The sequence below is a fragment of the Duganella dendranthematis genome (genome assembly GCF_012849375.1).
Taxonomy (GTDB): domain Bacteria; phylum Pseudomonadota; class Gammaproteobacteria; order Burkholderiales; family Burkholderiaceae_D; genus Rugamonas; species Rugamonas dendranthematis.
This window is the reverse complement of record NZ_CP051684.1, coordinates 5,612,437-5,635,393: the sequence shown is the minus strand read 5'-3', so window position 1 is coordinate 5,635,393 and position 22,957 is coordinate 5,612,437. Positions and strand designations below refer to the sequence as shown.

The 22,957-nt window shown below is 62.7% G+C and carries 22 protein-coding genes; 14 read left to right on the top strand and 8 right to left on the bottom strand.

Features of this window, described 5'->3' with window-relative positions:
• Positions 1-2 precede the first annotated feature (2 nt).
• Positions 3-992, top strand: a complete 990-nt coding sequence (locus HH213_RS25775; protein WP_229263164.1) for a sensor domain-containing diguanylate cyclase — start codon at positions 3-5, stop codon at positions 990-992.
• On the opposite strand, the gene HH213_RS25770 is transcribed toward HH213_RS25775, so the two are convergent.
• From HH213_RS25770 to HH213_RS25760, 3 genes are read right to left on the bottom strand one after another with little or no spacing between them, the layout of a single operon-like run.
• Complete coding sequence (locus tag HH213_RS25770) at positions 989-2,701, bottom strand: DUF4214 domain-containing protein (RefSeq protein WP_169114149.1); 1,713 nt, start codon at positions 2,699-2,701, stop codon at positions 989-991. The two genes, HH213_RS25775 and HH213_RS25770, sit on opposite strands and share 4 nt — an antisense overlap.
• Before the next feature lie 44 nt (positions 2,702-2,745).
• Positions 2,746-2,994, bottom strand: a complete 249-nt coding sequence (locus HH213_RS25765; protein WP_169114148.1) for a hypothetical protein — start codon at positions 2,992-2,994, stop codon at positions 2,746-2,748.
• A complete protein-coding gene (locus tag HH213_RS25760; protein ID WP_169114147.1) occupies positions 2,994-3,779 on the bottom strand; it encodes a DNA/RNA non-specific endonuclease in 786 nt (261 codons plus the stop codon). The genes HH213_RS25765 and HH213_RS25760 overlap by 1 nt, the downstream gene beginning before the upstream one ends.
• Before the next feature lie 292 nt (positions 3,780-4,071).
• On the opposite strand from HH213_RS25760, the gene HH213_RS25755 reads away from it, so the two are divergent.
• Entirely contained in the window at positions 4,072-5,673 is a 1,602-nt protein-coding gene (locus HH213_RS25755; protein WP_169114146.1) for a methyl-accepting chemotaxis protein, read from the top strand.
• Here HH213_RS25755 and HH213_RS25750 read toward each other — a convergent pair whose 3' ends face one another.
• Positions 5,674-6,327 carry an HAD family hydrolase gene (locus HH213_RS25750; RefSeq protein WP_169114145.1) on the bottom strand — a complete coding sequence of 218 codons (654 nt, stop codon included), beginning with the start codon at positions 6,325-6,327 and terminating at the stop codon, positions 5,674-5,676.
• Positions 6,328-6,451: 124 nt separating this feature from the next.
• Here HH213_RS25750 and HH213_RS25745 point away from each other — a divergent pair, with 124 nt between their 5' ends.
• The 3 genes from HH213_RS25745 to HH213_RS25735 all read left to right on the top strand — a co-directional run bounded on the left by HH213_RS25745 (position 6,452) and on the right by HH213_RS25735 (position 10,833).
• Positions 6,452-9,187, top strand: a complete 2,736-nt coding sequence (locus HH213_RS25745) for a sensor domain-containing diguanylate cyclase (RefSeq protein ID WP_169114144.1) — start codon at positions 6,452-6,454, stop codon at positions 9,185-9,187.
• Positions 9,188-9,265: 78 nt separating this feature from the next.
• Positions 9,266-10,105, top strand: coding sequence for an EcsC family protein (locus HH213_RS25740; RefSeq protein WP_169114143.1), 840 nt, complete (start codon positions 9,266-9,268; stop codon positions 10,103-10,105).
• Entirely contained in the window at positions 10,102-10,833 is a 732-nt protein-coding gene (locus tag HH213_RS25735) for a hypothetical protein (protein WP_169114142.1), read from the top strand. Before HH213_RS25740 ends, HH213_RS25735 begins: the two co-directional genes overlap by 4 nt.
• On the opposite strand, the gene HH213_RS25730 is transcribed toward HH213_RS25735, so the two are convergent.
• Together HH213_RS25730 and HH213_RS25725 are read right to left on the bottom strand one after the other, a co-directional pair.
• Positions 10,830-11,468: an FABP family protein gene (locus tag HH213_RS25730; RefSeq protein WP_169114141.1), complete on the bottom strand. Its 639-nt coding sequence runs from the start codon at positions 11,466-11,468 to the stop codon at positions 10,830-10,832. The two genes, HH213_RS25735 and HH213_RS25730, sit on opposite strands and share 4 nt — an antisense overlap.
• Positions 11,469-11,512: 44 nt before the next feature.
• The gene (locus tag HH213_RS25725) at positions 11,513-12,481 is read right to left on the bottom strand and encodes an MBL fold metallo-hydrolase (RefSeq protein ID WP_169114140.1); all 969 of its coding nucleotides are present in this window, start codon (positions 12,479-12,481) and stop codon (positions 11,513-11,515) included.
• Positions 12,482-12,624: 143 nt separating this feature from the next.
• On the opposite strand from HH213_RS25725, the gene HH213_RS25720 reads away from it, so the two are divergent.
• Entirely contained in the window at positions 12,625-13,923 is a 1,299-nt protein-coding gene (locus tag HH213_RS25720) for an NCS2 family permease (protein ID WP_169114139.1), read from the top strand.
• Here the strand turns inward: HH213_RS25720 and HH213_RS25715 are convergent.
• Positions 13,908-14,189: a hypothetical protein gene (locus HH213_RS25715; protein ID WP_169114138.1), complete on the bottom strand. Its 282-nt coding sequence runs from the start codon at positions 14,187-14,189 to the stop codon at positions 13,908-13,910. The two genes, HH213_RS25720 and HH213_RS25715, sit on opposite strands and share 16 nt — an antisense overlap.
• Positions 14,190-14,315: 126 nt before the next feature.
• Here HH213_RS25715 and HH213_RS25710 point away from each other — a divergent pair, with 126 nt between their 5' ends.
• The 8 genes from HH213_RS25710 (at position 14,316) to HH213_RS25675 (ending at position 21,955) form a co-directional block, all read left to right on the top strand.
• Positions 14,316-14,774 (top strand): Lrp/AsnC family transcriptional regulator, encoded by a 459-nt coding sequence (locus HH213_RS25710; RefSeq protein ID WP_110847902.1) that lies wholly within the window; start codon positions 14,316-14,318, stop codon positions 14,772-14,774.
• Positions 14,775-14,847: 73 nt separating this feature from the next.
• Positions 14,848-15,648 (top strand): beta/gamma crystallin-related protein, encoded by an 801-nt coding sequence (locus HH213_RS30605; protein WP_110847901.1) that lies wholly within the window; start codon positions 14,848-14,850, stop codon positions 15,646-15,648.
• A gap of 58 nt (positions 15,649-15,706) precedes the next feature.
• Positions 15,707-16,225: a sigma-70 family RNA polymerase sigma factor gene (locus tag HH213_RS25700; protein ID WP_169114137.1), complete on the top strand. Its 519-nt coding sequence runs from the start codon at positions 15,707-15,709 to the stop codon at positions 16,223-16,225.
• Positions 16,222-17,181 (top strand): FecR domain-containing protein, encoded by a 960-nt coding sequence (locus tag HH213_RS25695; RefSeq protein ID WP_229263163.1) that lies wholly within the window; start codon positions 16,222-16,224, stop codon positions 17,179-17,181. The genes HH213_RS25700 and HH213_RS25695 overlap by 4 nt, the downstream gene beginning before the upstream one ends.
• A gap of 90 nt (positions 17,182-17,271) precedes the next feature.
• Entirely contained in the window at positions 17,272-19,734 is a 2,463-nt protein-coding gene (locus HH213_RS25690; RefSeq protein ID WP_169114135.1) for a TonB-dependent siderophore receptor, read from the top strand.
• An 18-nt stretch (positions 19,735-19,752) separates the two neighbouring features.
• Complete coding sequence (locus HH213_RS25685; protein WP_169114134.1) at positions 19,753-20,010, top strand: DUF3649 domain-containing protein; 258 nt, start codon at positions 19,753-19,755, stop codon at positions 20,008-20,010.
• Positions 20,007-21,608, top strand: a complete 1,602-nt coding sequence (locus tag HH213_RS25680; protein WP_169114133.1) for a PepSY-associated TM helix domain-containing protein — start codon at positions 20,007-20,009, stop codon at positions 21,606-21,608. The genes HH213_RS25685 and HH213_RS25680 overlap by 4 nt, the downstream gene beginning before the upstream one ends.
• Positions 21,605-21,955 carry a DUF3325 domain-containing protein gene (locus HH213_RS25675; RefSeq protein ID WP_169114132.1) on the top strand — a complete coding sequence of 117 codons (351 nt, stop codon included), beginning with the start codon at positions 21,605-21,607 and terminating at the stop codon, positions 21,953-21,955. The genes HH213_RS25680 and HH213_RS25675 overlap by 4 nt, the downstream gene beginning before the upstream one ends.
• On the opposite strand, the gene HH213_RS25670 is transcribed toward HH213_RS25675, so the two are convergent.
• On the bottom strand, positions 21,871-22,923 hold the full coding sequence (locus HH213_RS25670) for an NAD(P)H-binding protein (protein WP_169114131.1): 1,053 nt from the start codon (positions 22,921-22,923) through the stop codon (positions 21,871-21,873). The two genes, HH213_RS25675 and HH213_RS25670, sit on opposite strands and share 85 nt — an antisense overlap.
• Between the last annotated feature and the right edge of the window lie 34 nt (positions 22,924-22,957).

Here is a 22,957-nt window from a genome sequence, read left to right as displayed (position 1 = left end):
CCATGACCGGAACACAAAAAATCCAGCACGTGATGGAGTTCTCACAGGCCGACCAGCAACACGGTTTTGCGCTCAAGCTGATGGAACTGCTGGTGATCCCGACCTTCGTGATCGACATCAACGGCAAGGTCATCATCTGGAACCGCGCCTGCGAGCGGCTGACCGGCGTGGCGGCATGGGAAGTGCTGGGCACCTCGGACCACTGGCGCAGCTTTTACGGCGAACAGCGGCCGACGCTGGCCGACCTGGTGATCCAGGGTCGTAGCGCCGAGCTGCATCGGCTCTACCGCCAGCACGCGCGCTGTAATGATACCGATAACAATCTGTGCGCGGAAAACTGGTGCGACATGCCGCGCATCGGCCGCCGCCGCTACCTGGCGGCCGATGCCAGCCCGATCGTCGACGCCGACGGCAAGCTGGTGGCGGTGGTGGAAACGCTGCGCGACGTCACCGACGAAAAGCGCGCGCAGGTGGCTTTAGAACAGTTGGCCACCCGCGACGGTCTGACCGGCCTGGCCAACCGCCGCTGCTTCGACGATACCCTGAGCGCCGAGTGGCAGCGCGCGCTGCGCAACCAGCAGCCGCTGTCGCTGCTGATGGTGGATGTCGACAACTTCAAGCAGTACAACGACGCCTACGGCCACCTGGGCGGCGACGAATGCCTGCAACGCATCGCCAGCGCGGTCTCGAGCGAGATGCGCGCCAACGACCTGGTGGCGCGCTACGGCGGCGAGGAGTTCGCAGTGATCCTGCCCAACCAGTCGCTGAAAGGCGCAGCCATCGTGGCCGAACGCATCCGTTGCCGGGTCGAACAGCTACGGCTGCCCAACCTGGGCAGCCAGCAGCATGTGGTAACGGTAAGCATCGGCGCGGCGACGGCGCTGGCCTCGGTGGAAACCGATCCCAGCCAACTGGTGGCCACCGCCGACTCGGCGCTGTACCGCGCCAAGCACATGGGCCGCAACCGCATCAGCCTGCCGGGTGCGGATTAGCCCGTGTGCAAAGTATAGGCAATCCCCAGCGGGATATGCTGGCCGATCAACGCCGTGCCCTCCGGCGACTCCGAAAAGCCGGTCAGCACTGACGCCCGCGAGACGTGATTGGCCAGCATATCGGTCCAGTGCTTGAAACCATCAGCATCCGGCGCGCGGTGCAGCACGTTGTTGTACAGCAGCGTGACAAAAGTGGTGTCGGAGGAATTGGCGCCGTAGATGCGCATGAACTCATCGCTGTAGACAAAGCCGGCGGCAATCGAATCCAAGTCGCGGCCATGGTCCAGCTGATACAGCCAGTCGCCCATGCCGTCCTTGTCCGGCGCGCGGTTGAGGGCGGCCACATACAGACGGTAAATGCGGCCGGCGGCGCCGGTGGTGTCCAGCGCCAGGGCGCCGTCCGCGAACGTCAGCCGCTCGACGCCGGTCAGCAGGTCGGCGCCGCCGCCGCTCAGATCCGTCACCGTCATGGCCGAACCGGTAGCCGCCAGCGCGTAATGCGACACACTGTCGCTGAAACGCACCGTATCCAACCCGCTGCCGGTGGCGATCAGCTGGCGGCCGGTGCCTGCCGTCAGCACATCGTCGCCGTAAGTGCCGGTCAACAGCGCCCCGTAATTCGACAGCTGCACCGTGATATCGCTGAATTGCAGCCGGGCGATGCCCGTCAGCGTATCGGCGCCATCGCCGCCCACGCCCAGCGTCGACAGGTTGCCGCTCAATGCGTAGGAGGCCAGCGTCTTGCTGAACACCACCGTATCGCTGCCGCCGTTACCGCTGATCTGGTCGTTGCCCGCGCCTTGGTAAATCACGTCATTCCCGACGCCGCCACTGATCACATTGCCGGCCGCATTGCCGTAAATGGTCGAGCCGCCACTGCCGGCAATCGCCCGCTCGATCGTCACGTTGTAAGCGATGGAAATATTGTTATAGCCCGTCGCCGTGGAACTGAAGGTGCCGGCGTTCAGGTTAATCACCGTGGCGTCGCGGCAGGCGGAAAAGTCCAGCGTGTCGGTGCCGCCCGCATCCCAGATGCATTGCAGCGCGGCGTCCTTGCTGAAGTTGTAGGTATCGGCGCCGGTGTGGTAGCTCAGATTGGCGCCATACAGATACTGCATGGCCTGAATGTCATACAGCATCGGCGTGATGCCGTAATTGCCGTTCAGCTTGAAGCCAGAGCCGACGTTGTAGGACATCTGCGAATAATCGATATTGTCGGTCGCAGCCGGCAGGAACGGGCCGTCGATATCGCCGCCGGTCGAATTGTAGTTGCCCGGATGCTTGAGGCCCAGCGTGTGGCCAATCTCATGGATCAGCACCGACATGCCGAAATCGCCGTCGGCAAAGCTGTAGTTATAGCGATCCTGGGTATTCGTGTACAGCGAAACGGAATAGCTGCGTCCCTCCGGGAGATACGCATACCCGCTGCTGTCCTGCCCCTGGTCATTGGTGCCGATCAGGATATCGCCGCCGGCCGGCACCTCGTTGAAGGTGATGTTGGCCACTGCGGCCCAGGTCGCCAGCGCCTTGCGCACACCCTGCTGCTGCACCGCATCCATCGCTGCGAAGCCGTTGGCGTCTTCGATCGTGGCGTCATCCGGCACGCTGGTCAGGAAGCTGTAGTTCAAGGACACCGCCTGACCCGACTTGGCGTTCCAGCTGTTGTAGACCAGCGAATCGATCGAATTATTTCCCGTTGTCAGGCTCATTACATTTTCTCATGCAGTTAAACGTTGCTTGAGAGAATAATACCTTATTCGAAGGGATTGGCGACAATGGTCGTGACCGGCGGCGGCATTTTGTCCGGCAATTGCTGCGCCTCAAGCCGGTCGACCACATCGGCCAGCAGTTGGTGCAACGCCCGAGCGTCGGCCAGGCCAACCTGGTCGGCGGTCAGGTCGATATCGCCGTGGATCGAGATGCGGTCCAGGCGATTCTCGATGCACAGGCCGCCGATGTTCAGTACGTCCGACTCGTTTTGGTACGGCGCGAATTTCTTCATTATTTATTCCCCGTCTTGCGTTGACGCACGTTCGCCACGCGCAGCATCACGGCTTTTTGCGCTGGCGTCAGCGACGGCAACAGATTGATGCCGATCTTGTCTTCCAGCTGAGCGATGCTCAGCAACTCATATTGCGCATCGGCGTGGTTTTCGATAAAGAACGCGGCGCCGGCGCGCTGGCGTGGGCTGTACACCAGTTTATACAAATGCGTCGGCACCAGCACATTGCCTACCTTTTGCAGATTGCCGCCGATGAACACCGGGCCGGTAATCACGTACAGGTCGCCTTCCTTCTGCGCCATCTTGCGCACCACGCCCTCGATGCCAGCCCAAATGTGGCGGTTGACGTCCCCGTCCTGCGGCACCATGTTCGCCAGCGTAAAACTTTCATGCTGGGTGGCGCGGTCCGGCATATCGCCGTTGGGCGCCATGTGGCCTCGGTCGTAACCGCTGCGGGCGTAGTCGGACAACTCGGCGCGCGCCGAGGCCGGCAAGCGGGATTCAGGATGGAAGGAGTTTTCGCGCGACAGCGTCTTGGCCGCCTCGACGTTTTCCGCCGTCAAGTGCTCAGCCGACCACAGCGGCGTACGCGTAATGCCACTGTGCATCACGCCAAATACGCCGTAGCACAGCTCGGTCGTAGCGGCGGCCATCTTGCTGTTGCGGATTTCCGGCAGGCGACCGTCGACGTAGAAAGTGGGGCACTCGACGGCACTGGCCAGTCCAGCGGCCAGCAGGCCGCACACCAGCGTGGCGGCGGCCACGGAACGCTGTATCAGAAGCATAGATTTCCAAGGGTAAAAAAGTTGGCCGCATTCTAGCGGAGCCCCCGGAAAACAAAAAGGGCCGGCGTTCAATCGAACGCCGGCCCTTTCAAACATCCAGCCCTACCAAGGCAATGTTTTAATATTTCAAATGCAGCAACACTGGTGATAATTATACCTCGAAAAAGCCGCATTTCGCAAGCTGTTGCTTGGCTCAAAAATATATTCATTCTATTAAGAAATATTACTTTGTTGCCATGGACTGTCACGCTACACTTTACATTCTCACTGGCAACTAACAATAAAACAAATCATGAATATTACTAATCTGAAGATTGGTCACCGGCTGACGATTGCATTCTCCCTCACCACCCTGCTGATGGCGATTGTGGTGGTCGTCGGCGCGCTTGGACTCCGCGCCACCAGCACCGCCATCAGCCTGACCATCCAGGACCGCTACATGAAAATCGGCCTGCTCAACGAGGTCAAAGACCACGTCTCGCAACAGTCGCGCAGCCTGCGCGACCTGCTGCTGATCGACGCCGGCGAGGCTGGCCCCGAATATGCCGCCATCACCCAGCGCAGCAAGGAAATCGGCGCCCTGCTCGACCAGCTCGGCGGCCTGCTGCACCAGCCGCAGGCGCTGGCCCTGTTCAAGGAGCTGAACGACGCCCGCGACACCTATTCGCCGCTGCGCGACCAGCTGGTCAGCACCATCAAGGCCGGCGACAAGGACGGCGCGACAGCACTGCTGCTGCAAAAAGTGCGGCCGGCGCAAAACGCTTACATCGCCGCGCTGGACAAGCTGATCGCCTTCCAGGTGCAACTGATGCGCGACTCCGGCACCGATGCCGAGCAAACTGCCAGCAGCTCCAGCACACTGATGATCGCGCTGGGCGTGGCCGGCGCCGGCCTGGGCCTGTTCTTCGGCTGGTACGTCACGCGCAGCATCGTGCGGCCTATCGGTTATGCGGTGCGGGTGGCGCGCACGGTGGCCGGCGGCGACCTCAGTTCCGATATCCAGATCCGCAGCCGCGATGAAGTCGGCCAGTTGTCGGCCGCGCTGAAGGACATGAACAGCAGCCTGATTGCCATTGTCTCCGAAGTGCGCAAAGGGACCGATTCGATCGGCACCGCCTCGGCCGAAATCGCCGCCGGCAATCTGGACCTGTCGGAACGCACCGAGCGCCAGGCTGGCTCGCTGGAAGAAACCGCATCGTCGATGGAAGAACTGACATCGACCGTCAAGCAGAACGCCAACAACGCCAGCCAGGCCAACCAGTTGGCGATGTCGGCCTCCGACGTGGCAGGCAAAGGCGGCGCGGTAGTAGCGCAGGTGGTCGACACTATGGCCTCGATCAACGCCTCGTCGCGCAAGATCGTTGACATCATTGCCGTCATCGACGGCATCGCCTTCCAGACCAACATCCTGGCACTGAATGCGGCAGTAGAAGCCGCGCGCGCCGGTGAACAAGGCCGCGGCTTTGCCGTGGTGGCGACCGAAGTGCGCAACCTGGCGCAACGCTCGGCCGCTGCCGCCAAGGAGATCAAGGAATTGATCGGCGACTCGGTCGACAAGGTCGATGCCGGCGCGCGCCTGGTCGACCAGGCCGGCGCCACGATGGAGGAAATCGTCACCAGCGTGCGCCGCGTGACCGATATCATGGGCGAAATCGCCTTCGCCACGCAGGAGCAGTTGTCCGGCATTGAGCATATCAACGGCGCCATCACCGAGATGGACCAGTCCACGCAGCAGAACGCCGCGCTGGTCGAACAGGCGTCCGCCGCCGCCGTCACCATGCAGGAACAGGCCACGCACCTGGTGGATGCGGTCAGCGTCTTCAAACTGGATAGCGCAGGCCACCGCAGCGCCCTGCCGGCGCGGCGCACCGCCCGCATCCCGCTCGGCGCTTAATCAAGCGGAGGCCAGCAGCGCTTCCACCTCTTCCCGCACCTGCGCCATGGTATCGACCACGCGCCAGGCGCCGGGAAAATCGTGATGCCGCGTGAGCGCATTGCGCAAGATGATGCAGCGGATGCCGGCCGCCGTCGCCGCCTGCAAGCCGCGCGGCGAATCCTCGATCACCAGTGCCTCGTCGGCGCGCACGTCCATGCGCGCCAGCCCAAGCAGATACGGCTCCGGCGCCGGTTTGCTGCGGGTGTACGATTCATGCGTCAGCACGAATTCAAAATACTGCAACAGGTCCAGCCGCTGGTGGATGATCTCGAAATGATCGGCATTGGAGCTGGTGACCACGCCCATGCGCAAGCGCGGCGTCAGCGCCGCCAGCACCTCGGCCACACCGTCAATCGCCGGAATATGTTCGGCCGCCAGCCGCGCCGCGTAGCGCACATTCCGCCCGCTACGCTCGGCCTCCATCTGCGCCTCGCTCAGCGGTGGCGCCAGCAAATGCCACGCGCCGCAGTTATCGGCCAGATACCAGTCGAAGAAGTGCTGCGTGCTGAGTTCCAGCCCGAAGGGGCGGAACAGCTCCCGGTTCGCCTCGTAAAACAGCTGTTCGGTGTCGACCAGCACACCGTCGTTATCCCACAAAATCGCCCGCAGCATAATCCGCATTCCTTGTAAAGAACGGCACGCCGACTGTGGCGTTGCCGCAGCGCGCATTGTACCCGCTGGTCTTGCCTGTCAGGGTGTGACATACTCGTTTCACCACAGCCCCACTCCCAGTGACATGGCCGTTTTCGCAACGCTACCGCGTAGCCTCAAGTTCCGCATGACGGTGGTCGTCGTCATGCTGGTACTAACGGCTACGCTGATCGTCACACTGGTGGCGCTGCTGCTGGCGGAACGCGACATGAAAAGCGTGATCGGCGACCAGCAATACGCGCTGCTGTCATCCGCTGCCGCCCAGGTGGATGCACAAATCACCGCCCGCAAAGTGCTGCTGGCCAGCCTGGCCGACACCCTGCCGCTCGACGCCGGCGCCACTCCCGCCGTGATGCAAGCCTACGTCGAACGTCATGCGGTGGCGCGCAAGGAATTCCTTAATCTGCACCTCTTCACGCCGCAAGGCACGCTGCTGCACATGGAAGGCGATCATGCTGAACCAACGCGGGCGCTCAATCCGCGCAGCCGCGCCTTCCTGGAAAACGCGCTGGCCGGTGGCAAGCCGGTGATCTCGCCGCCTTACAAGAGCGTGGAAACCGGCCTGCCGTCGATCATGATTCTGCAACCGGTGCACGGCGCGCAAGGCCGTACCGTCATGCTGCTGGGCGGCAGCATCGACCTGACCAACTCCGCCTTCCTGGAGCAGATCGCCGCGCAAAAGCCCGGCAAGACCGGCTTCATGTTCATCATGACGCGCGAAGGCATCCTGCTGCACCACCCGAATCACCAACGGCTGCTGGAACACATCAACGCCCGCCCCGGCTACAACCGCGCCACCGAACTGGCGCTGCGCGGCTTCGAAGGCTGGACCGAGGCGGTCAACAAGGACGGCAGCGAAGGCATTTACTCGTACAAGCATCTGGAGTCGACCGACTGGATCATCGGCGCGCGCTTCCCGGTCGATGAAGCATTCGCGCCGATGATCCAGATGCGCCAGCACGCCATGCTGGCCGCTGCCGTATTTGCCGTCATCGCCGGCATCATGGCGTGGCTGGCGATCCAGACGCTGTTCAAACCGATTGGCCGTTTGCACCGGAATATCGGCGATATCCGCAGCGGCGCAGCAGACATCAGCGTGCTGCAACGCCAGCGCTGTGACGAAATCGGCGAACTAAGCGCCGCCTTCTATGAATTGATCGCCGAGCGCGAAGCCGCGCAAAAGGCCATCCGCGACAGCGAATCCCTGATCAGTAATATCCTGGAACGCGCGCCGGACGCCTTTGTCAGCTGCGAAAACACCGGCATCGTCACCAAATGGAATGCCGCCGCCGAACGCACCTTCGGCTGGACCCGTGACGAAGCCATTGGCCGCGATATCGCGGAGCTCATCGTGCCGCCCGATCAGCGCGACGCCCACCGCACCGGCATGATGTATTTTGCGCTGGGCGGCAAGGGGCCGATGGTCAACGCCCGCGTGCGCGTCAACGCGATCCACAAGGACGGCCACGCGATTCCGGTGGAACTGTCGATCGGCGCGCTGCGCCACGACGGCGCCTATCACGCCACCGCCTTCCTGCACGATATTACGGATCAAGTGGCATACGAACAGCAGATCGCCGCCAGCGAAAAGCGCCTGCGCACCATTGCCGACAGCATGCCGGCGCTGATCGCCTACATCGGCCGCGATCTGCGCTACCGTTTCACCAACGACCATTTCCGCGTGCTGCTGGGGCTCGATCCGCGCGCCATGCTGGACCAGCCGGTCAACGACGTGCTGGGCGAGGATTTCGCCGGCAGCCTGCTGCAACTGAGCGAAGCGGCGCTGCGCGGCCAGCGCGTGCACTACGAACGTGAAGGCGTATATCGCGGCGTCAAGCGCCAGATGATGGGCGACCTGGTGCCCGACATCGGCGCCGACGGCAAGGTGTCCGGCTTTTACATGATGGCGCTGGATATCACGGAACGCAAAAACGCCGAGTTGCAGCAGGCCGCCAGCGAAAAGCGCCTCAAGCTGCTGACCGATAACCTGCCGGTGCTGATCGCGTACCTGGACCGCGAGCGCAATTTCCAGTTCCTCAACGCGACCTTCCAGCACTGGTTCGGCACCGATCCGCAAACGCTGATTGGCCGCCATCTGGCCGAAGGTATCGGCGGCGACCAATACCGCACCGCTGAACCGCATCTGGACCAGGCCTATCGCGGCGAGGCCGCCACCTATGAGCTGCAAGCGCGCATCGGCGACCGCACGCATACGCTGGAAACCACCTTCCTGCCCGAGCTATCGGCCGATGGCGCAGTGCTAGGCATCTACTCTCTGACGCACGACACTACCCGCATGAAGGAAATCGAGGAGCGCCTCAAGCAGCTGGCGCGCATCGACAGCCTGACCGGCATCGCCAACCGCTTGATGTTCGAGGAGATTCTGCACGCAGCCGTGCTGCGGGTGCGACGCAACCGCAAGCCGCTGGCTTTGGCCTATCTGGATATCGACTACTTCAAGGAGATCAACGACACGCTGGGCCATGGCGCCGGCGACCAGGTGCTGAAGGAGTTTGCCGCGCGCCTGACAGCCAGCGTGCGCGCCTCTGACACGGTGGCGCGGTTGGCCGGCGACGAATTCGTCATCGTTTTCGAGCTGGTGGCGAATACCGAGGAAGCGGCGCGGCTGGCCGGCAAAATCGTCGAAGCCATGCACGCGCCCTTCACGCTGAACGGCGCGCCGCGCCACGTCACCACCAGCATCGGCGTGGCGGTGCATGAAGGCGACGATGAAACAACAGCGGAACTGGTAGCCCGCGCCGACAGTGCGCTGTACACCGCCAAACGGAATGGTCGCGACGGTTACGCCATTGCATCGTGACAATGTGTGAATATTTCCCAAGTGAAAATCTATTAGACTATTGGTTACTTTAATTTTTCGACACCAATAGGCTGGACAATGAGCATCCAAGAGAACCCGCAGGACTTGCAAGCCCTTGAAACTGCAGTGAAATTACTTACCGATACGCCGGTGATGATCAAAATCAGCAACGTCGTCGGCTCCACGATCGAGGCGGGACTCAAGGCACTGCCGCAAAAAGGACGGGACGTTATTCAGCAGGCTACCCAGAAAGGCCTGAACAAGGCCGTGGAACTGGCAGGCAAGACCCTGGAAGCAAAGGTCCAGGAAGCCAGCACCAAGACCCACATGTTCGCGGCAGCGGCGAGTGGTGCGATTGGCGGCTTCTTTGGCTTTGCCGGCCTGGCGGTCGAAATCCCCGCCACGACTGTGCTGATGATGCGCTCCATCCTCGACATCGCCCGCAGCGAGGGACACGACATCACGGATCCGAAAGTACAGCTGGAATGCCTCAGCGTCTTTAGTCACGGTAGTGAGACCAGCGACGCGGACGATAAAACTGACGCCAGCTACTACGCCTCTCGTGCAGCCTTGGCTGAAGTGATGACGGAAGCCGCAAAATCGCTCAGCAAAATCGCAGCCGATCGCGCCGCCAAAAACCTGTCAGCCAAAACCGCGGGCAAATCGGTGGCCCAGTTAATTGATGCGATTGCGACCCGCTTCGGCATCGTGATCACCGAAAAGGCTGCACTACAAGCCGCCCCCGTCCTCGGGGCCTTCACCGGCGCCACCGTCAATAGCCTGTTCATGGACTTCTATCAGGACACGGCACGCGGCCACTTCACCGTGCTTCGGCTGGAAGAAAAATACGGCATGGAGGCCATCAAAAACGAATTCGAAAACGTTCGCCTTCGCCTCGCACGGGAACTCACCAGATGACGCAACAAACAGACAACGCCGGCTTCACCTTCGCGCCGCTCCTGCTGCTATTTGTGCCGTACGCCGGCATAGTGTACTTTCTCCAGGCGCGAGAAGTATGGCTCGCCGGGATTATCGCAATGGGCGTGATCACGGGGCTGTGCCTTCTGCTCTACGTGGCCAGAAACTGGCAGGAGATAGTGTCGGGTTTTCTCGGCGCGTTGCTGCTGATGGCTATCCTGGCGGGGTGCGCCATGATACCGGTGGTCGGCTGGATCGCTGACGTACTGCTTATCCTGTTTGCATTTGGCAGTGTCTTGAGTTCAATCGGCGCCCTGCTGCCCTACGCAATAAAGGCCGCGCTGATTTGGGCGGTGTTCCTGATATCCCTGCTGCCGATGGTCTTCCATCCGATCATTAGTCCCGCAGTTATCTTCCTGCTGTCGGTGGGACTGGGATCTGCCCTGGCGAAAAAGCAGCGTCCCACTGACGAATTCATTCTCATGATGGCGTCCACCCCGCTGCTAGCGATGGCAATCGCCTCGCTTGGGAAGCTGCTGCAATCCGGTATAGGCATGCGGACCGCCCAATTCCAGCAGAACGTTTCGGCGCATTCCCGCGCCGGCGTGCAGGTCGGCGGCTACACCCGCATGATCACCAAAACCGTTCCAACGATTACCACCACGGTCAATCCGGTGGCAGCTGCAATTGGAACGGCAGTGGGCGAGAAAAAGCCCGAGGACGATTAAGCCGGCACGCCGCTGGCCAGAGGATTCGGCAGCGGCTCGGCCACGCGGTGCAGCAGGTTGCGGTCGGTGTGGTGGAATTCTTCCTCACCGCGCAGCAGCATCACGGTATCTTCCTCGTAGCCCCAGGTGCCGTCATCATTGATGGTGACCTTGATGCGGTACTCGGTGGTCTTGAAGCCGTATTCCAGGAAGGGATTGGAACGGATGCCGTAGGTGTCGGACTCCAGCCGCGCCACCAGTTCGAACTGTTTGGCGTCCGGTTCCACCACCGCCGACGCCATGGCGATCTGGCCGCGCGGGATGCCCAGGGTCTGGATCACGGTCTTGGTCTTCGGCTCCCACAGCCAGTAGCCTACCTGTTCGTGGTAGGTCTTGACGTTATCCGGCTTGTTGATGATGATCAGATAGCGCAGGCCATAAAACAGCTGCGGACCGTTGGTGACCGGGTCGATCGGATACAGCTCGATGCGCTCGACATACGCCTGCTTGCGTGCACCGTCGGCCTTCGGTTTGGTATCCAGGCCGCGCTCCCCTTTCCAGACGCCCGCCATCGGCGTCAGTGGGCCGAGGTTGGCCAGGGTGTTGACATCGACTGGCGACGGCTCGGTGTAGATATCGGTGGAAAACTCGGTCATGCGTGGTCCTGTGAAAAATGAATGCAGGCGCTATTGTAAGTCCGTTAGAGCGTGATTTCCATGCCGTCGTAGGCCGACACAATCTCCAGCGGCGCCTCGCAGGTCACCTCGGCATAGCGCCGCGTTTCGGCCAGCACGCGCGAAATGCGCGCATCGTCGTACACCGGTTCATGATGGAACAGGCAAAGCTGGCGCACGCCTGCCAGTTGGCATAGTTCGACACCCACCACATTGCTGGAATGGCCCCAGTCGGCCTTCACCGAAATCGACTCTTCCAACGAATACATGGCGTCGAAGATCACCAGGTCGGCATCGCGGAAGAAGTCCACGAAGGCCGCGTGTTCGGCGATGTTATCCAGCTTGTGTTCCGAGTCGGTGGTGTAGATCATCGCCTTGCCGCCCTGCTCCAGCCGATAGCCGTAGGAGTCGCCGCCATGCAGTTGCAGCTTGGCCGTCACCGTCACGTCGCGCACCTGCAGCGGCACGCCGGGCGTCATCTGCACGAACGAGATGTCGGCCGCCAGCTGGTCGAACGGCACCGGAAAACTGATGGGGTCCTGCTGGCGGCGCAACGCCGCCTCCAGCTCTTGATGGCAGCCGTAGATGATGATGCGGTTGCCCGGAATGTAAGCTGGTGTAAAAAATGGGAAGCCCATGATGTGATCCCAGTGCAGGTGCGACAGGAACACATGATAGGTCTGCGGCTGCGCGGCGCCATAGCGCGCCAGCTTGGCGCCGGCCAGCGGTCGCACGCCCGAACCCAGGTCGAGGATGATGTGTTCATGCACCGCGTCCCCATCCCAGGCTTCGACTTCCACGCAGCTGGAATTGCCGCCATAGGTACCGCGCACGTCGAAGCTCAGCTCATGGTCGACATAATCCGCCACTTTTTCAGGCGTATCGAGATCGCGGCCGATGGCGCCTTCCAGCGCCGTCACCAGCTTGGCGCGGATTTGTTTGTGGTTCAGGGCCACCGGCAATGAGCCGCGCGCGCCCCAGATGCGTGCCTTCATGCGGCGCCCATGATAGAGTGTAATAGACAACTAATTTTGCATTATCGCATCCTTTTGTATATTTGGCACCGCCGGCTGCCAAAGCCATCCGTGCTATTCTTCCGCCCTCGACGAATTTAACAGTCACTAGCAGGAGCGCACGCATGCCGTCACTACAACAATTTTTCAAGCTCGCAGAGCACGGCACCAACGTCCGCACCGAAGTCGTCGCGGGCGTTACCACCTTCCTTACGATGGCCTACATCATCTTCGTCAACCCGGCGATACTGGGCGACGCCGGCGTACCGAAGGATGCGGTATTCGTCGCTACCTGTTTGGCCGCCGCGCTGGGCACCATCATCATGGGCGTGTACGCCAACTACCCGATCGGCATGGCGCCGGGCATGGGCCTGAACGCGTATTTCGCCTACGCCGTGGTGCTGGGCATGGGCGTGCCGTGGCAGTCCGCGCTCGGTGCGGTGTTCATCTCCGGCTGCCTGTTCATCATCGTCAGCCTGTTCAAGGTGCGAGAGCACATCGTCAACGGCATACCGCATTCGCTGCGGGTGGCAATTACCGTCGGCCTGGGATTGTTCCTGGCGCTGATCGCGATGAAGAGCGCCGGCCTGGTGGTCGCAAATCCGGAAACGCTGGTGCGCGTGGGCGATGTCCACAATCCGCACACTATCATGGCCATCTTCGGCTTCCTGCTGATCGTCACGCTGGACCGCCTGAAGGTGCCGGGCGCGCTGTTGATCGGCATTGTGACGGTGACGGTGCTGAGCTTTTTCTTCGGCGGGAATACCTTCCACGGCTTCATGTCGCTGCCGCCATCGATCGAACCGACCTTGTTCCATCTGGACCTGCAAGGCGCGCTGGGTCTCGGCCTGTTCAACGTGGTGCTGGTGTTCTTCCTGGTCGAACTGTTTGACGCCACCGGCACGCTGATGGGCGTAGCCTCGCGCGCCGGTCTGCTGGTCAACGGACGCATGGAGCGCCTCAATAAAGCGCTGCTGGCCGACAGCACCGCCATCGTCGCCGGCTCCCTGCTGGGCACTTCCAGCACCACCGCGTATCTGGAAAGCGCAGCGGGCGTGCAAGCTGGCGGCCGTACCGGCCTGACCGCGCTGGTGATTGCAGTGCTGTTCCTGGCCGCGCTGTTCTTCGCGCCGATTGCCGGCGTGGTGCCGGCCTACGCCACCGCGCCGGCGCTGCTATTCGTCGCTTGCTTAATGCTGCGCGACCTGGTTGACGTGGACTGGAGCGACACCACCGAGAGCGTGCCGGCCGCGATTACCGCGCTGGTGATTCCGTTCACTTACTCGATCGCCCACGGCATCGCCTTCGGCTTTATCACCTACGCAGGCCTCAAACTGCTGACCGGCCAAGCGCGCCAAGTTAAGCCGGTGGTGTGGATCATCGCCGTGGTATTCCTGATCAAATACACCTACGTCACCGCCTGACGGACATTATTTACTACTAGCGTAGGCATTTCCCGGATCGGCAGCACGCCGATCAGGTTATGCAGCCGCATGCGGCACAGCGTCAGAATATCTTCCTCCGGCGCCGCCAGCCGCATTTGCACCTCCATGCCATACGGCGTGGTGGTGGTGCGCAGCGCGCGCAACTCAATATCCAATCGCCGCACGACCTGTAACGCCGCCTCCAGTGTGGCGATAGGCGCATCCGGCTCGATGCAGAAGCGGTAGGTTTTTTGTGTGGTATCCATGCTGATAGCATAGCCATAAACACAGAAAATAGGCTTCTGAGATTTATGCCAATTTAGCTATATAGCAGCAGATTATCCTGCATCGATTAAAATACATGGAACAATCATCCTTAAGAATGCGAATCCATGGAAATCGACGAAATCGATCGCCGCATCCTGCGCGAATTGCGCATGGACGGCCGCCTGAGTAACACCAAGCTAGCCGAAAAAGTCGGCCTGTCCACCACGCCGTGCTGGAACCGCGTACGCGCGCTTGAGGAAGGCGGCATGATCGAAGGCTACGCCGCCCTGCTCAGCCAGACGGCGCTCGGTTACCCGGATACCGTCATCATCGAAGTCACGCTGGACCGGCATGACGATGACATCTTCGAAAAATTCGGCCAGGCGCTGGCCACGCTGCCCGAGGTGATGGAAGCCTATTTGCTGACCGGCGACTACGACTACCTGATCAAGGTGGCCGTCGCCGGCACTGCCGGCTATGAGGAATTCCTGCGCAAGAAGCTCTACAAACTGCCAGGCCTGAAGCACAGCCGTTCGACCTTCGTGCTGCGCTGCCTGAAGCGCGCACATTCCGTCGAGCCGTAACTGTGTGCGCTTGCGTACAGATGCTCAACCGGAAACAGTTCATGCTTAAAGTTCATCCAATAAGGAGAAGACAATGAACAACACGATCAAGATCGCCGTGGCCGCCGCAGCACTGGGTATGGCTTCGCAAGCTTTCGCACAAATCACATTCTATGAAGGCGAAGGCCTGCGTGGCCGCGCCTACGCCGCCAATGGCCAGGTACGCGACCTGTCGCGCAACGGCTTCAACGACCGCGCCTCGTCAGTGGTGGTGGAACGCGGCCAGTGGGAAGTCTGTGAAGACGCCAACTTCCGCGGCCAATGCATGGTGCTGCGCCGTGGCAGCTACGAGTCGCTGCGCGGCATGGGACTGAACGACCGCATCTCGTCGGTGCGCCCGGTCAAACCGCGCGACCGTTACGAAAACGAAGCACCGCCGCCAGTTGCCCAGCCTAGCTACGAATGGCGCCGTCGTCCAAGTGAGCGCGTCATCGACGTGCCTATCCGCGACGTGCGCGCCGTGGTCGGCTCGCCTGAGCAGCGCTGCTGGGTCGAGCGTCAACAGGTCAATGAGCCATCGCGTCCTAACGCCGGCGGCGTGATCGCTGGCGCGCTGATCGGCGGCATTTTGGGCCACCAGGTCGGCGGCGGCACCGGCCGTGACGTCGCCACCGCAGGCGGTGCGATTGCCGGCGCAGCCATCGGCAACAACGTCGCCAACCAGAACAACGTCTCCACCCGCGACGTGCGCCGTTGCGAAAACGTCGGCAACCAAAAGCCGGAATACTGGGAAGTGACCTATGACTACCGTGGCGTGCAGCACCGCGTACAAATGACTACGCCACCGGGCAACACCATCGCTGTCAACGCCAAGACCGGCGAACCACGCATGTAAGGTGCTTGCAGCGGCTGTCCGCCTGATATAGAATGAGAATCATTCCTATTCTCATATCATGACAGTCGCCGCTTCCTCGATCAAGCATCCGCACTTCACCGCCCTGTACAACCAGCACCATTCCTGGCTACAGCGCTGGCTATGCGTCACGCTGGGCAACGCCAGCGATGCGGACGATCTGGCTCAAGATACTTTCACCCGCATTCTCGGCCGCGCCGATCTGGCCGCGCTGCACGAACCGCGCGCCTTCCTCACCACGGTAGCCAAAGGTGTCCTGGTCAACTGGTATCAGCGCCAGGCGCTGGAACGCGCCTATCTGGAAGCGCTAGCCGCCCTGCCCGAGCCCACAACCATTTCGCCGGAACAGCGCCTGCTAATCCTCGAAACGCTGCACGTCATCGACGCCATGCTGGACGCGCTGCCGCCCAAGGTCAAGCAAGCCTTCCTGATGGCGCAGCTGGACGGCATGGGCTACGCCGACATCGCCGCGCATCTCGACCTGTCGCTCATCACCATCAAGCGCTATATGAAACAGGCCTTCCTGCAATGCCTGCTGGCGATGGAGGACATGCCGTGAACGCCCGCGTATCGCCCGAAGCGCTGGAACAGGCGGCCGAATGGCTGGTGCGCCTGCAAGACGGCGCCACCACCGAAGACCATGCCGCCTGCGAAGAGTGGCGCGCCAGCGACCCGCAACACGCGCTGGCGTGGGAACGCGCCGAACGCCTGCTGGATAAACTAGGCACGCTGCCGCCGGAACTGGCGATGCCGGTGCTGAGCCGCGCACCTGACGGCCACAGTGCCGGCCGCCGCGCAGCAGTCGCCCGCATTGTTACGCTGATGCTGACCGTGCCGATGGCATGGGGCGGCTGGCGCTACGCGCAATCGCAGGAGTGGACCGCCGATATCCGCACCGCCGTCGGCGAACGCCGCACGGTCACGCTAGCCGATGGCACCAGCGTTACGCTCAACACCGCCAGTGCCATCGACGTCCGCTTCACGGCCACCGAGCGCCTGATCGTACTGCGCAGCGGCGAGATCCTGGTCCGCAGCGGCCATGTGCCGGACGCCGGCCCGCTGCGCGTGCGCACGCCGGAAGGCGTGATGGAACCGCTCGGCACCGTGTTCAATGTACGCCGCTACGAATGCAGCACCAGCCTCGCCGTGCTGGAAGGCGCAGTGCGTGTCACGCCCGCCGCCAGCGCCGCAGCGCACATCATCAACGCCGGCGACCAGACCCGCTTCAACCAGCAGCGCATCTCCCCACTGCGCATCGTCGACCCCGCACTCAGCGCCTGGACCCGTGGCATGCTGCTCGCCGACCAGATGCGGCTCGACGAACTGGTGACCGAGCTGTCGCGCTACCGCAATAGCCTGGTGCGCGTCGATCCGTCGGTGGCGGCGCTGCGGGTCTCCGGCGCCTTCCCGATCGGTGATAGCGAACGCACGCTGGATATGCTGGTCTCCACCTACCCGGTCGATGCCGTCCAGCGCTTGCGCGGCTACTGGATTACGCTGGTTCCCCGCACCTGAAAATATTTTTGCATTTGCTGATACTTTTTTGCGACTCGGCTGGCATACAGGCAGACACCCTCTATCTGCCACCGAAAGGAAGTAACCGCAATGCCAGCCAACCGCCCTGCCTCGTCCGAACGCCGACTCCCGCGCGCCATCCGCATCGCCCTGCTGAGCATGACGCTGGCCGCCGGCCATGCCGCCACGGGCGCCAGCGCCATGGCCGCCGAAGCGCCGACTGCCGCCCAGCAGGCGTACCAACTGCCGGCCGGCCCGCTGGGCCGCACCCTGTCCGGCGTGGCGGTCAACGCGGGCATCTCGCTGTCCTTCGATCCAGCACTCACCGCAGGTCTGAACAGCCCCGCACTGCAAGGCAGCTACACCCCGCGCGCCGCGCTGGAACATCTGCTGGCCGGCAGCGGCCTGGTACTTGTGTCCCGCACCGACGGCCCGCTGACACTGCAAAAACACGTCTCTTCATCCAACACCGCTGCCGGCGCCGCAGCCGCCGCACCAGCCACGCTGGCCCAGGTCGAAGTCCACGGCGTCACCGACGGCGCGCCGGGCCAGGCCCGCAGCACCGGCGCCACCGGCCTGGAACTGTCGATCCGCGACACGCCGCAAGCCGTCAGCGTCATGACCGCGCAGCGCATCGCCGACCAGCACCTGGAAACGCTGCAAGACGTGGTCGGACAAACCACCGGCATCACCCTGGAACATTCGTCCGCCAGCCGCGAGACCGATCAGCTGTTCTCGCGCGGCTTCGCCATCGACACCTATATGTTCGACGGCATCCCGACCACCAAGCTGGTGGAACCGGCCGGCTTTGACGCCGCCATCTATGAGCGCATTGAGGTGGTGCGCGGCGCCGCAGGCCTAATGGGCGGTAACGGCAGTCCGGCCGCCGCCGTCAACCTGGTGCGCAAGCGGCCAACGCGCGAACTGCATGCGGACGTGGAACTGGAAGCCGGCAGCTGGGACAAGTACCGCGCCCAGGCCGACATCTCGGCGCCGCTGAGCGAAGATAAGCACGTGCGCGGTCGTGTGGTAGTGGCCCATCAAAACGCCGATTCTTACGTCGACCGCTATCATCAGGACAAGGATCTGTTCTATACCATCGTCGAAGCGGACCTCGGCCCGTCCACGCTGCTGAGCGCAGGCCTGAGCTACCAGAACGAGCGGCTGGATGGCGCCAGCCGTGGCTTCGCCGTCTACTACAGCGATGGCACCAAAACCGATTTCCCGCGCTCGACCAACAGCGCCTCCAGCTCCAGCTATTACATCCGCAAGCAAAGCCTGGCCTTCGCCACGCTCGAACACTACTTCGCCAACGAGTGGACCGCGAAAGTCGCGATCAACTACGCCGCCAATCAGTACGACGCGGTGCAAGGCTACGCCGGGCGCGGTTCGCTGGACCGGCAGACCGGCGCCGGCCTGTCGCTGTGGCAGACCAAGTGGAACAGCAAACCGGAACAGTTCTCGGTCGATGCCGTGGCCAGCGGCCCATTCGAGGCCTTTGGCCGCAAGCACGAAGCGGTGGTTGGCTTCAGCGCCTCCGACATGAAAAACACCGGCCCAAGCTACCCAGCGTGGATTTTGCCCGGCTACGACGCCACGGTGCCGAATTTCTTCACCTGGAACGGCAATTCGCCAACGCCCAATTATGTCGGCACCATCAGCGGCAGCTACACGGAGAAGGAAAAGCAGCTGGCAGGCTACGGCTCGCTGCGGCTGCGTCCGACCGATGACGTGTCGGTCATCCTCGGCGCGCGCGTCGCCAACTGGAAGCGCACCACCGAAAGCGTGAGCTGGGGTTCGCCGACCGTGAACGATGAAGTTGAGAGCAACGGCAATATCACGCCCTACGCCGGCGTGGTCTACACCATCAATCCACAGTGGTCGACCTACGCCAGCTACACCGGCATCTTCTCGCCGCAGACCTACCGCGACCGCAACAACCGCGTCATCGATCCGCTGGAAGGCAAAAACACGGAAGTCGGCATCAAGGGCGATCTTCTGGACGGCCTGCTGAGCACCAGTCTGTCGGTGTTCCGCATGCGCCAGGATAACCTGGCCGAGATGGACGCCGACCAGTTGGTGCTGCCGGATGGCTCCAACGCCTACCACACCGTCAAAGGCGCCACCGCCAAGGGCTTTGAGCTGGAAGTGTCGGGCCAGATCCAGCGCGGCTGGCAGCTGACCGCCGGCTACGCCCATTCGCGCATCGAAGACCAGCAAGGCAATCGCCTGCAAACCAGCCAGCCGCTGAACAACTTCAAACTGTGGACCAGCTACGACCTGACCAACGTCGGCAACGGCCTGACGCTGGGCGGTGGCGTTAACTGGCAAGGCGACATTTACCAGGACGGCATGGGCCCGAACGGCGAACGCTTCACGCAGCACAGCTACGCGCTGGTGGCGTTGATGGCGCGCTATCGCATCAGCAAGGAGCTGTCAGCCACGGTCAATGTCAATAATGCGCTGGACAAGCATTACTATTCGACGGGCTACGGCAACTACTACGGCGATCCACGCAATGTCACGGTGTCGCTCAACTACCGCTTCCGCTAAGCCGACGGAGGCCACGACATGAATCGCATTGCTGCCGCCATTGTAGGCGGCTACCTGTTTGCCTCCAGCGGCGGCGCGCTGCTATCCGCGCTCAATGGACCGGGCAGCGACGCCATGCTGGGCGGCGCACTGCTTGGCCTGGCGTTGTACGCGCCGGCCATCATCTGGGCTTTTGCCACACGCAGCGCAAAGCGCGCCTGGGCCGGGCTGCTGGGCGCTAGCTTCAGCCTTGCGGTGCTGACCGCAGTCGCCGACGCCACTGGGGCCGCAGCATGACCGGCGGCCTGCGTCAACGCATGGCGTGGCTGCACACCTGGGTGGGATTGTGGGTGTGCTGGCTGGCCTTCGCCATTTTCCTGACCGGCACCCTGAGCGTGTTCGTCGATCCCATCTCCGACTGGATGCGGCCGGAGCAAGTGCAGGAGCCGGCCGCCGCACCGTTCGCTGGGCCGCTGGATCACACGCAGCAGCTCCAACACGGACTGCGTTTTCTGGAGCAGCACGCGGCCAACAGCAAGATGTGGGAATTGTGGCCACGCGCCGGCAAGGATGAATTCCAGGTGTTCTGGCTGAACGACAAAGGCTATTACGCCGATGCGCACCTTTCCACCACCACCGGCGCGGCATTGCCGGAAGAAGTCAGTGCGGTGCGCGACACCTTGGGCGGCCAGCACTTCGTCGAGTTCCATCACGCGCTGCATGCCGGGACCACCGGCCTGTGGATCGTCGGTGCGGCGTCGGTGGCCATGCTGGTAGCGCTGATTTCCGGTGTCATCACGCATAAGCGCATCTTCAAGGATTTCTTCACCTTCCGCCCCGCTAAGGGCCAGCGTTCGTGGCTGGATGCGCACAACCTGGCGGGCGTGTTGACGCTGCCCTTCCTGTTCATGATCGTCTACAGCGGACTGGCGATCAGCTGGAGCACGTATATGCCGGCCATTCCGTGGGCGCAAGAGCTACGCACCGGCGAGACCGCAAATGTGCGCGAGTACGGCCCGGAGAGCAAGCCATCCGGCCGGCGCGGCGTGCTGACGTCACTGAATCCGCTGGTGCACATCGCCGAAGCGACCTTCCACAGCCCTGCGTATGCGGTGGTGGTCAACCATCCCGGTGATGCGGCGGTGACGGTGGACGTCTACAGCACCACGTCGCCGGAGACGCAGGCCGGAAACCTGCTGAGCAAACGAGGCGTGATGCAGTTTGATGGCGTCACCGGCGCGCTGCGCGAGACCGAGATGCCGCACCGCGCACCGCCCAACGGCGCCCGCGCCACCATGGCCACTCTGGACGAACTGCATCGCCTGCACTTCGCCGGTTCGGTGATTCGCTGGATTTACTTCGTCGCCGGCATGGCGGGCACCATGATGATGGCCACCGGCGCGGTGCTGTTCATGGTGAAGCGCCGGCAGAAATCGCTGAACGAATTCGGTGCCGGCACGCCGCGCGTCTATCGCATCATCGATGTGCTGAATGTGGCCACTGTGGCCGGCCTGTCGCTGGCGTGCATTGGCTTCCTGTGGTCCAATCGCCTGCTGCCGCATGACTTGGTGGAGCGGCATGAATGGGAAGTGGCAGCCTTCTTCGGCGTGTGGCTGGCGGCCTTGTTGCACGCCGCACTGCGTCCGCCGGCGCAAGCGTGGCGCGAACAGCTGTGGGCAGGCGCGGTTCTGTGCGTGCTGCTACCGTTATTGAATGTGCTGACCACCGGCCAGCATCTGCTGGCTTATCTGGCGCAGCGCGACATCGAACGTGCCGCCGTCGAGCTGACCGCCATCGTAATCGGCGCCCTGCTGGCCGCCGCCGCGCTACGCGTGCGCAGCCCGGACCCGCGCAAGATGGCTTCCGCAACCGCCATGAGAAAGGCTGCATCATGAGTTACGCCCTTGTCGTACTGACCGCGCTAGGCCTGTGCTTCGCCGGCATGAGCGCGTTATCGCTGGCGATCGACCGCCATCACAAACAGGTCTACGGCGCCGATGCGCCGGCACGCAAGCGTTACCTGATGCGCGCCGGCGGCACGCTGTTGCTGGCATTGGCCACTGTGCCATGCGTGCTGCTGTGGGGATCGGGCGCCGGCTTCGTCGCATGGATCGGCATGCTGACAGTCGGCGCACTGCTGGCTGCGGGCTTGCTTCCTTACTGGCCGGCGCGCATCGCGCCATTGGCAGCCGTCGCCGGTGCACTAGGCTTGGTCGGCATCGCCGGGCTGGCGTTGACCTGAGCCGCTGCATGGGCCGATTCGTCAGCAGGCAAGCAGCCCTGCCCCTGCAAGGTGCGGCGTACAGCGACGTCCAACGGCGTATGCGGCTCAGTGCCAAGCGCCTTGCGTAGCCGAACATTGGACATGCGCACCGGCTGCCGCCACAAATAGCGCATCTCGCGCAGTTCTCGGAACACCGTCACAAACGGCGCTGCCAGTGTGACCAGCCACCAAGGGAAGGCGCCGGCCTTCAGTTGCGGCTGGCCAGCCGCGCGTGCAATCGCAGCCGCCATCTGCATGCCATCACCATCCCAGTGTCCCTCCATCTGATACACAGCCACCGGGGGCAGCGCCTCGCCTAGTTCCAGCAGCCGCACCATGGTCTCCGCCACATCCGGCAGATAAGCCCACTGGTGGCCCACGCCAGGCGACGCAGGATTGCTGATCGCTGTCACCGGCTTGCCCGGCTTGACCAGCCCCTGCGCGAACCAGTTATTGCCCGCGTCCGGCCCGAAGAAATCGCCCGCCCGCACAATCAGCACCGGCAGGCCGGAAGCGCGCAAGCGACGCTCCATCTCTACCCGGATCGCGCCCTTGCGGGTCAGGGGCCGCTGTGGCGCATCTTCCGTGATGTGCAGGAACGCATCCGGCCCGTAATTGTAGACGGTCCCCGGCAGCAGAATCCGCGCACCGGTGGCACGCGCCGCCGCCATCGTATTCTCCAGCATGGGCAGCACCAGTTGGCCCCAGTTGCGATAGCCCGGCGGATTCACCGCATGCACAATCAGCTGCACGCCCTGCGCGGCGGCCAGCACGTCGTTGTGTTCCATCGCATCGCCGGACAGCCATTGCAGGCCGTCGCCGCTCTTCGCCACACGCTCCGGGGCGCGATGCAAGGCCTTCACCTGCCAACCGCGCGCCAGCAGCACCCGTGCCACTTCGCTTCCAATGCCGCCCGTTGCGCCCAATACCAGTGCGACTTTATCCATGCTGTTCTCCTGTGTGAGTTGATGGATGTAGTGT